A 9,532-nucleotide genomic window follows, 5' to 3' on the forward strand; every position below is an offset into this window, starting at 1 on the left:
TGGCTGTGGCCGTAGCTCATGCCGCTGCCGAAGAGCACCATCGTGCGGTCGAGCAACGAGTCCTCGCCGTCCGGGATGGATTGCAGTTGATCGAGGAAGTAAGCGAATTGCTGGGTGATGAACGCGTCGCTCTTGCTCAGGCGGGCCATCTGTTCGGGATCGCCGTTGTGGTGCGAGAGCTCGTGGCGGGTCTGCGGGATGCCGATCTCCGGAATGGCCAGCCCGTTGCCTTCGCTGCCACTCATGTAAGTCACCACCCGCGTCATGTCCGTGCGCAGGGTGAGCACGATCAAGTCGTACATCGTGCGGTAATATTCGCCGGCCTCCGAGCGCGAGACGTTCCGCGTCAGATGCTCAGTGGTCTCGGGATCGATCTTCGGCTTCGGAATGGTCAGCCACGCATCCAGCCGTTCCGTGCGCACTTCCACGTCGCGCACCGCGCCAAGGTATTCATCCAGCTTGGTACGATCGTCGCCGCCGAGATTCTTGCGCAGCGTCCTGGCATCGCCCAGCACGAGGTCCAGCACGCTGTGCCGCCGGTTCAAGCGCCGCCGCTGGACATCCACGCCGCCTGTCTCGACGCCGAAGAGCCGATTGAACACGGTGCGCGGATTGTCCTCCGCCGGGAGGGGCACGCCGTCGCGCGACCAGGCCAGCGTGGAGGCGTTGTTCGGCTGGCCGACACCGGCGGAAATGGAAAGCTCCAGCGAACCAAAGCGCGTCTTCGGCGAGGTCACCTCGGCCATGAGTTGATCGCAGGACACCGTATTGTGATAGGTGCCGCTCTCCATCCCGAGCTTCGCCGCGGTGAGCCAGGAATCAGCGCAGACATGCGCCTGGCCGATGCCGCCCGGATGATGCAGGCCGCTGATCGGCGTCATGTTCTGCCGATGCTTTTCCAGCGGCAGGAGTGGTTCGCTCAGTTCGTAATCGCGCCCCGCCTTGGTGATCTGCCAGGTGAGCACATTCACCCCATTGGGAATGTAGACGAACACGCTGCGGCGCGGCTTGGCAGCAGCCTCGGCGGCGGCCCGGAGCGGTCGCATGCAATCGAGCAACGGCAGGGCAACGGTCGCGCCGATGCCGCGGAGGAAATGCCGGCGGCTCAAGAGCCAGTTTTGAGTAAGGATGTTGCTCATGGGTGGAGGGGCCTGCGCGGCATGGGTAGGTCAGCGTTTCTGAAAGAGGTCGGAGAGCACCAGCTCTTCAATGATCGCGGGTAATTTATAATCCGCGGCTTTGCTCTGTTTGGCGAGACCTTGCAGCGCGGCGCGATCATCCACGCTCATCGCGCGGCGCAGGGCGAAAGTGGCCAGCTTCTCGACGAAGGCGCCATTGAATTTATCCACATCGGTGAGCAGCAACTTCTTCAATCCCTCGGCATCGGCAAACTTCCGCCCGTCGATCAGCTCTCCACTCGCGTCCACCTTGGGATTGTCCCCATTGCCGTCGCGCACGATCTCCTCCGTGCGCCAGCGGCCGATGGCGTCGTAGTTGTCGAAGGCGATGCCGAGGGGATCGATCCGGCGATGGCACGCCGCGCAATTCGCATCGGTCTCGTGGGCGGCCAGTTTCATGCGCAAGGTAGCCTTGGGCCGCGTCTCGGGCGTGGGTTCGATGGGCTTGACGTTGGCCGGTGGCGGTGGCGGAGGCTTGCCGATGATCGACTCCAGCACCCATTTGCCGCGATGGACCGGCCGATGCCGCATCCCGTCGGAAGTGAGGCTCAACACAGCGGCCTGGGTGAGCAAACCGCCACGATGATCCTCCGCCTTCAAGGCCACGCGCTGAAACCGATCCTCGGTGATATTGGGAATCTCATAGTGCTCGGCGAGCCGCGCATTGAGCATCGTCCAGTTGGAATCCAGGAACTCGCGCAAGCTCAGGTTCTCCGTCAGCACTTCACGGAAATAGGCGGTCGTCTCGCCGACCATGCTCTTCTGCAAATAGTCGTCGTAGGTGGGATACAGTTTCTTGTCCGGCGGAAACATCCCCACGCGGCGCAATTGCAACCACTGGCGCGAAAAGGCCTCGGTAAAGCGCACGATGCGGGGATCGTGCAGCATGCGCGCCACCTGCGCGCGCAGCTCCTCGGGCTGGTGCAGTGTGCCATTGGCCGCCGCCATCTCCAGCGACGCATCCGGCATGGTGCTCCACAGGAAATAGGAGAGGCGCGAGGCCAGTTCCCAGTCGTTGATCTTGTTCGTGTTCACCTCCGCCGATCCTTCCACGAGGTAAAAGAAATCCTTGGAACACAGGACCGCGAGCAGGCCCGTTTTCAGCGCGTCTTCATACTTCTCGCCGCTCTGCATCTCGCTTTGCAGGAGCCCCACGAGGCCGTCGAGTTCGGCGTCCATTGCCGGCCGGCGAAAGGCGAGATCGGCGAAGCGTTTCAAGATGGCGCGCGCTTCAGCGAGATCGCCGTTCCCCTTCGGCTGATACTGCTGCTGGGCGAGCGTCGGCGTGGGATCACCGAGCGGGCCGTCCCACTCGACCCAATCCACGATCAGGAAAGGCAAAATCGGCAGGCCCTCTTCATCGGTCAGCTTGGTCTGCCACGGCTCGCGTCCGTCCTTGATGCTGAAAAACGGATGGTTCCCGTTGCGCCCGGCACGCGGCAAATTTGAGGGTCCGGGGGCCTCGTTGGTCATGCGAATGGGGTGATTGCCCGCGGGCAAATGCACCCGGGCTTCCAGCGTCACTGGCTGGTCCTCGGCCGTGACGACATCCTGCTCGAGCAGCACGCGATCGAGGTCCGCCGCGTAAATGACGACATGCGGCGCCCGGCCATTCTTCGGTTTCAAGCCGCTCAATTTCACGCGCACCGTGTAGTCGCCCGCGACCGGCAGGGTGAGCGCTCGCACCGAGCCGGGCTGACCGTAGAAAGTGCTGCCCGGCCAAACGTCCACCCGCACCTTTTCCATCTGCTCCGGGGTGAGGTCCTTCTTCGAGCTCCCGCGCAAATCAAACGCGCCCCAGTGCATAGCGACCTTCGCTGGTGCCTTCACCGGCAGCGCTTCCGCGAGCGCGCCTTCCGCCGCGGCGAAATACTTTTCCACATGGGCCGGGGAGAGCGAGAGCACGGAGCCGATGCGCTCGAAGCCGTTCCAGTTTGGGTCTTCCGGCAGCCCGGTGGGGTCCGTGGCGTCGTAATGCACGCCGAGCAGATCGTAGACGGTATTGGCGTATTCCTCGCGGGTCAGCTTGTGAAAAGTGACCCGCTCCCGCTTGGCCAGCCGCGCGCTTTCGCCCTCCTTGAGTCGGCCAGCCAGCCATTCCACGATCTTCGTCGCCTCGGCGATTTTCGGCTGCTTCTCGTCTTCCGGGGGCATCTCCCCGGAGCTGATGCGGTCCATCACATCGGCCCAGTGCATGGCCGCCCCGCCCGCCGCAAAGTCCCGCGACAACGTATCCAGCCGCAGCTCCCCCTTGTGCTTCTTTTCCCCATGACAGCGCGTGCAATGCTCTTCGAGAAACGGCTTCAAGACCCTGTCGAAATCCGGCGAGCTGGGCACAACCGGCGCCTCCGCCGCCGGCAGGTCGGTGACCGCCAGCAGCGAGGCCAGCAGCAGGCAAGGAAATGGGGGGAGGGAGCGCATCACGAAGGCACGTGCCAAGTAAACCAGGTTGCCCTCTGTTTCCTTGAAGAAAACTCCTCAGTTCTTGGAGGGCAAGAGCCCACCCGCTTTAACCACGAATGGACACGAATCAACGCGAATGGGAAGGGCGTTCGCAAAGGCCTTTGGCCCTCATCTTCGCCCCTTCTTGGAGCGGCGTTTTCCTTCAGGCCGCCGTTCGAGAACACCGCCTAATCGCCCTCGGCGAGGAACTCGACCAGGTCGCGGATCTCGCGTTTGCTGAGCACCTGGCCGAATTGCGGTGGCATGGGGCTGGGCAGGGGGGTGCGCTCGAGGATGTCGGCGATGAGGATGCGACGTTTTTTTCCGTCGGTGATGGAGGTGACGGTCAGGTCCGTTTCGTTTTCAGAGCTCAGCACGCCGAAGATTTCCTCGCCGCCCTTGAGCTTCAGCAAGGCGCTGCCGAATCCTTCGGCAATCGTGGCGTTGGGCAGGATGATGGATTCGAGAATGTGCAGGCGCTCGACGGAGTGCCGGAGCCAGGTCAATTCCGGGCCGATCTGGCCGCCGGCGCCATCCACCGAGTGGCAGCGGATGCAGCCCGCTTCCGGTTTCCGGGTGAAGATCAACCGGCCGGATTCGCCGTCGCCGCCTTGCAAGCATTCGCGAAATTGAAGCAGCGGATCGGCCGACTTCCCGCCGCCGGGCTGGCTTTCGGCGAGTCGTGCCGTGAGGTCCGCGTGGCGGCGTTTCGGGATGGCTTCGAAGAGCTCCAGCCAGAGCGCGGGTGCGAGCTGGCCCGCACGGAAGCGCTCCAGTTGGGAGCGCAAGACGATGTCCGCCTGCGGGTCGGTTTGCAGGCCGAGCCGCACGAGCGCCTTTTGCTGGGCGTGGAGGCGGCCCTTGTCCAGCAGCGCGGCGTCTTCGACCACCGGCCGCGACGGCTCCTGCGCCGCGTCGAGCGACGATCCCTGCGCCCCGGCAGTCGCGGCGAAATGCAGCGCGAACCAGGCGATTCCGAGGGTGATGGAATGGGCCGGGCTTCGCATGGGTGTGGGCACGATCTACGGCGTGCGGCTCGCCACGGCAGGGGTGAAATCGGGCGCAGGGTGGCTCGTCTGATCCGCGGTGTGCGGGTTCCAGTAGGCGGGGAGATTTGGTTTCGTCTCGCGCAGGATTTCGAGGATGGCCTGCCGGTCGTTGGCCGCCAGCTTGGCGAATTGCGGGCTGGTGTCACGGCCGGTGAGAATGTCGTAGAGCCGCTGGAGCAGATGCTCGCGCATCACCGTCGGGATCTGGTCGAACGCTTCGGAGTAGATGAGATACGAGCACGGATACCGGAACATGCGGGTCTTCATATCGAGGTCGCGCAGGGAGCGGCCCCGGGAGTCGCGCCGCGCCGGCGCCAGGAAGTCCGCGACGTACTGCGGCTCACCGCTGACGGGCGCAGTGAGCGGTGTTTCCTCGGTAAAGAGCAGGTAGCGGAGGAAGGCGTCCTCCTGGCTCTTGAGATAGCGAATATGCCCGTAGGTGCCCACCATCGTCCGCGTCTCGTAGTTCAGGCGCGTGATGTAGTTGTGCATGTGCGTCTGGTGCTCGAGCACCATGAGCGCGACGATGTCGCTGTGCGGCTGCAGATACTTGCGCGTGTCGAGCAGCGGCGTGAGGTCGGTCAGGTTGCCGCGATATCCCGGGTCGCTCGCATGGCGCTCAAACGCAGACGTGCCGACGAGGTTGCCGAGGTGCGTCTGCGCGCCGTGCTGGCCGGTGACGTACCAGCCACCCCAGCGGTCCGCCAGCGGCGTGCAGTGGTCGATCTCGCCGGTGTCCGTCCCCGACTTGATGTCGCCGCCGCCGTCGGTCTGGAGCGAACGGACGAAATGCCCCGGAATCCCCATCGCGCGGCCCGAGACATGGCACTGGAGGCAATCCTGATTGCGCACGAAAGTCGGGCGGGCTTCCCGCTCCTGGTCGAGGGAGTAGAAGATCCCACCCAGTTTCGGGTCGACGGCGGAGACTTCCATCATCGGCGCATTCGGGATGTAGCCGATGTAGACGTCCTCGCCATAGTAGATGGCGCGCGGGTTGCGCGGGTTGATCGCGTGGCGTTGCAGCGAGGTTTGCGAGAAGACCAGCATCTGCGAGGACTGGGGGACTTTCAGGGCGTCGAGGAGCGCCGGCAGCCAGCCGAACTGCTCATCCCACTGCAGCTTCACCTCGCCGCTGGCAATGTGCGCCTGGAGCTGGGCGATGCGATCATTGGGCTTCTGCGCGCTGTAGGAGATGGGCGGCTCGTCGTAGGCCAGCGTGTGACTGGAGCCTTGGAAATCTTCCGCCGCGAGGGGAAAGGCACCGCCCGCGAGAGCGAGCGCGAGGAGAAGATGGGAAAGTCGCGGGAGCGCTCGCCAGGCGTTCGGCCAGCCGCTTCCGGGCGTGGCGGGGGCGGGGGATGGTTTGATGGGCATAGGGGTTTGTGATTGAACAATTCTTTAAATAGGTATTTATTATACCTATTCAAGAAAAACCATTGGCTCGCTCACCTTTGCCGGTCATTTACCTCTCCTCCGCGCCTTCCCTTCTTTTGCCATGCAACTGACCACGCACTCCGATTATGCCCTGCGGCTGTTGATCTACCTCACCAGCCATCGCGCGCGCAAAGTGAGCACCAAGGAAGTCGCCAGCGCCTACGGCATTTCCCTCAATCATCTCACCAAGGTGGCCAAATCGCTGACCAAGGCCGGGTGGCTGATCTCGGCGCGGGGCGGGGGTGGGGGACTCATGCTCGCGCCCCACACGCCCGAAACGCGCGTCGGGGAAATTGTGCGGCACACGGAATACACCTGCGACCTGGCGGAATGTTTCAACATTGCCGGCAATCAGTGCCCGATCACCCACGTGTGTCGTCTCAAGCCGCTGCTCTACCGGGCGCGCAAGGCCTTTTTCGATGTGCTCGACGCGGTCACCGTCCAGGAAATCGCCCGCAATCCCGAGGAGCTGAATGCGGTCTTTGAAAGTCCGCGTCCCAAGCCGCGTGCCCGGCGGAAGTGAAGCGCGCGCCACTCGTTCCCATGCGTGAAGAAATAGCGGAGGCGTTGGCGGTGAGTGAGGCGAAGCCGCGGTTTTTAGAACTGTGCCGCGCGGAGCCGTTCCGCATTTTCTTTCCGCTCGCCACGTTGCTCGGCATGTCGGGCGTGTCGTTGTGGCCGCTCTTTTTCCTGGGGCTGCACCAGTTCTATCCCGGGCCGATGCATGCGCGGCTCATGATCGAGGGTTTTCTGGCTGGGTTCGTCATGGGCTTCCTCGGCACCGCGCTGCCCCGCCTGCTCGCCGCGCCGCCGCTGCGTCGCGGAGAATTGCGGACGCTGCTGGGGCTGTATCTGCTGACCGCCGGGTTGCACATCGGCGAGCAGCCGCGCGCGGGAGATCTGGCGTTCATCACGCTGCTGCTCTGCTTCGGCGGGTGCATGGTCGCGCGGGTCCGCCGCCGTGCGGAATTGCCGCCGCCGGGCTTCGTGCTCGTGGCCTTTGGGCTCCTCAGCGGACTCGCCGGGCCGGCGTTGTGGCTGTGCGGGATGCAAGGCTGGGTGCCGGCCCGCGGGATGCTGTTTGGCGCGATGCTCCTCAATCAGGCGTTCGTGCTTTTTCTGCTGCTGGGCATCGGCGCCTTTCTGCTGCCGCGCTTTCTTCGTCTCCGCGAGGTGCGCCCCATGGCCGGGGAACGCACGGCTTCGCCCGCCTGGCGGCTCCGGGCCGCATTCTCGGGCGGCACTGGGCTGCTGCTCCTCGCCAGCTATTGGCTGGAGGCGGGTGACCCAGCGACGACGAGCGCGGCCGGGTTGCGCAGTCTCGCGGCGATTGTCTATCTTGCCGCGATGGTTCCTTTTCACCGCCAATCCCGGCACCTGCATACCGCGTCGCTCGCTGCACAGCTGGCCCTGCTCGCCCTGGTCGTGGGATTGATCTTTCCGCTCTTCTGGCCGGGACAGCGCCTCGCCGGGCTGCACGTCGTGTTTCTCGGCGGCTTCAGTCTCATCACCTTCACCGTGGCCACGCGCGTGGTGCTCGGGCATTCCGGCAACGAAGCCCTTTTCGAAACGCGGCTGCCGGCCCTGCAGATCGCGACGCTGCTGTTACTAGCGGGCGCGGTGTTGCGAGCGGTGGGGGATTTTTCACCGGCTCGTCCGCATTGGCTCAGCGGCGCCAGTTATCTGTGGCTGCTCGCCGCGGGCGTGTGGGGATTTAACGTCCTGCCCAAAGTGCGCTTTCCCGATTCATCCGGCGATCTGCTCCCTCACCAATAGCGCGACCGTTCGCCGTCAGACCGGCTCGATCGAGCCATCCGCGGCAAATTCCAGGATATCGCGGACCGCGCCGGAAGTAGCTTCCTTGATGATGAAGCGGGTGCGGCCGCCGGAGAGTTCACGCGAGACGAGATCGAGTCCCTTGGGATTCAATTCCTCCTTTTCCAGGCGGAGTATCTGGGCGGCAAAAGTGCGGGGGGTGATGCCGCCATTGGCGCGTCGCCGGATCGCTTGCGTCAGGATGATACGGACCAGGGGCGGGACTGTTTCAGCGGTTGAGATAGGCATCTTGTCCATTGGTCCGGCGGCCCATAAAGGGGTGGGAAAGCTGCACAAGCTCCGGGGGAGCAGCGGAAACGGTCGCCTCCAGAATCTGGCGGCCATCTTCGGTATAGAGAATGAGCGGGATGGTTTCGGTCGTGCGCTCCTCCGCTTCCGCATAGGCGCGCTCGAAGGATTTGAAAGTCTGCCGCCAGTCCTCGCCGGCGGCGGTGAGGATGAAAACGCTGTTCGCCACGTCGCAGTAGAGCAGCATCTGGCGCGTGGTTTTGGACATGGCAGCTATCTTCGCTGGAAGCCCCGGCGGCGGCAATGGAGGCATCGCCTGAACCCGGCGTCAGAAAATCCCCTAGCCCCTGCGCCCGACCACCCTGCATCCGGAATTCGGAATTGGCACTGGGCAGGTTCACGGGAGAGGGTAGCGTGTCAGGCATGAAGAACCCGCAGCGGCGAAGCAATAAAACCAAAGCGCCTGTTGCGATGGAGAACAAGATCGAGTCCCCCACGACGTCCACGAATGCCGGACCGGCTGGTCACGGCGATTTTTGTCCCGTCGTTGGCGTCGGCGCGTCGGCGGGTGGATTGGAGGCCTTTACGCAACTGCTGCAACATCTGCCCAAGCGCACCGGACTGGCCTTTGCCCTCGTCCAGCATCTCGACCCGACGCGGGAGAGTCATCTCAGCGACATCCTTTCGCGGTCGACTGTGATGCCGGTGGTGGAGGCGAAGGACGGCGTCCACTTGGAGCCGGATCACGTCTACGTCATTCCGCCCAATACGAGCATGAGCGTTTCCGATGGCACGCTGAAGCTGGCCGCACGGGAAGAGGGCCGCGGAGGGCATCTGCCGATCGATCATTTCTTTGAATCGCTGGCCGCGCACCGGGGCAACAAGGCGATCGGCGTCGTCCTTTCCGGCAATGCCTCGGACGGCACGCTGGGGCTGAAGGCGATCAAGGCGGCGGGCGGGATCGCCTTCGCGCAGGAGGAGGCCAGCGCCAAATTTCCCGGCATGCCGCGGAGCGCGATCAACGCGGGTGTTGTCGATTACGTGCTACCCTTGGAAAAGATGGCCGCCGAACTGGCCCGACTCGGAGGTGCTCCCTACGTGCGAGCGGCGGTCGACGATGAAATCGAGGCTCGGAATACGGACGGCGTCCGGAAGATTTTCAAATTGCTGCGGACGACGACGGGCGTCGATTTCGCGAGCTATCGGCAGACGACGATCCAGCGCCGCATCCAGCGCCGGTTGACGGTGCAACGCATGGAAACGCTGGAGGAATATTTGAAAGTCCTCGAAAAGAACCCCGAGGAAGTGCAGGGGCTCTTTCACGACATCCTCATCCACGTCACGAATTTTTTCCGCGAGCCGGAA

9 protein-coding genes are annotated in these 9,532 nt (G+C 63.9%); 3 read left to right on the plus strand and 6 right to left on the minus strand.

Going from position 1 to position 9,532, the window contains the following annotated elements; all coding sequences use genetic code 11:
- The 4 genes from ABJF10_RS25505 to ABJF10_RS25520 all read right to left on the minus strand — a co-directional run.
- Window positions 1–1,139: DUF1552 domain-containing protein (locus ABJF10_RS25505; RefSeq protein WP_348547444.1), on the minus strand; the 1,139-nt coding region annotated here is incomplete at its 3' end.
- Between the two features lie 30 nt (window positions 1,140–1,169).
- Entirely contained in the window at window positions 1,170–3,599 is a 2,430-nt protein-coding gene (locus ABJF10_RS25510; RefSeq protein ID WP_348547445.1) for a DUF1592 domain-containing protein, read from the minus strand.
- Window positions 3,600–3,808: 209 nt separating this feature from the next.
- Window positions 3,809–4,627 carry a hypothetical protein gene (locus ABJF10_RS25515; protein WP_348547446.1) on the minus strand — a complete coding sequence of 273 codons (819 nt, stop codon included), beginning with the start codon at window positions 4,625–4,627 and terminating at the stop codon, window positions 3,809–3,811.
- Between the two features lie 15 nt (window positions 4,628–4,642).
- Complete coding sequence (locus tag ABJF10_RS25520; RefSeq protein ID WP_348547447.1) at window positions 4,643–6,043, minus strand: hypothetical protein; 1,401 nt, start codon at window positions 6,041–6,043, stop codon at window positions 4,643–4,645.
- A gap of 121 nt (window positions 6,044–6,164) precedes the next feature.
- Between ABJF10_RS25520 and ABJF10_RS25525 the strand changes: the two genes are divergently transcribed.
- Window positions 6,165–6,626 carry an Rrf2 family transcriptional regulator gene (locus ABJF10_RS25525; protein WP_348547448.1) on the plus strand — a complete coding sequence of 154 codons (462 nt, stop codon included), beginning with the start codon at window positions 6,165–6,167 and terminating at the stop codon, window positions 6,624–6,626.
- Between the two features lie 20 nt (window positions 6,627–6,646).
- The gene (locus ABJF10_RS25530; RefSeq protein ID WP_348547449.1) at window positions 6,647–7,879 is read left to right on the plus strand and encodes an NnrS family protein; all 1,233 of its coding nucleotides are present in this window, start codon (window positions 6,647–6,649) and stop codon (window positions 7,877–7,879) included.
- A gap of 15 nt (window positions 7,880–7,894) precedes the next feature.
- Here ABJF10_RS25530 and ABJF10_RS25535 read toward each other — a convergent pair whose 3' ends face one another.
- Together ABJF10_RS25535 and ABJF10_RS25540 are read right to left on the minus strand one after the other, a co-directional pair.
- Window positions 7,895–8,167 (minus strand): hypothetical protein, encoded by a 273-nt coding sequence (locus ABJF10_RS25535; protein WP_348547450.1) that lies wholly within the window; start codon window positions 8,165–8,167, stop codon window positions 7,895–7,897.
- Window positions 8,148–8,435: a hypothetical protein gene (locus ABJF10_RS25540; RefSeq protein WP_348547451.1), complete on the minus strand. Its 288-nt coding sequence runs from the start codon at window positions 8,433–8,435 to the stop codon at window positions 8,148–8,150. Before ABJF10_RS25540 ends, ABJF10_RS25535 begins: the two co-directional genes overlap by 20 nt.
- Before the next feature lie 203 nt (window positions 8,436–8,638).
- Here ABJF10_RS25540 and ABJF10_RS25545 point away from each other — a divergent pair.
- The coding region (locus ABJF10_RS25545; protein ID WP_348547452.1) for a chemotaxis protein CheB at window positions 8,639–9,532 on the plus strand (894 nt) is incomplete at its 3' end.

The organism is Chthoniobacter sp. (assembly GCF_040003245.1).
GTDB lineage: Bacteria > Verrucomicrobiota > Verrucomicrobiia > Chthoniobacterales > Chthoniobacteraceae > Chthoniobacter.

Bases quoted from the DNA above. Each gene is read 5' to 3' on its own strand.
- ABJF10_RS25510 (WP_348547445.1), bottom strand. From the start codon at position 3,599: ATGCGCTCCCTCCCCCCATTTCCTTGCCTGCTGCTGGCCTCGCTGCTG.
- ABJF10_RS25515 (WP_348547446.1), bottom strand. From the start codon at position 4,627: ATGCGAAGCCCGGCCCATTCCATCACCCTCGGAATCGCCTGGTTCGCG.
- ABJF10_RS25520 (WP_348547447.1), bottom strand. From the start codon at position 6,043: ATGCCCATCAAACCATCCCCCGCCCCCGCCACGCCCGGAAGCGGCTGG.
- ABJF10_RS25525 (WP_348547448.1), top strand. From the start codon at position 6,165: ATGCAACTGACCACGCACTCCGATTATGCCCTGCGGCTGTTGATCTAC.
- ABJF10_RS25530 (WP_348547449.1), top strand. From the start codon at position 6,647: ATGCGTGAAGAAATAGCGGAGGCGTTGGCGGTGAGTGAGGCGAAGCCG.
- ABJF10_RS25535 (WP_348547450.1), bottom strand. From the start codon at position 8,167: ATGCCTATCTCAACCGCTGAAACAGTCCCGCCCCTGGTCCGTATCATC.
- ABJF10_RS25540 (WP_348547451.1), bottom strand. From the start codon at position 8,435: ATGTCCAAAACCACGCGCCAGATGCTGCTCTACTGCGACGTGGCGAAC.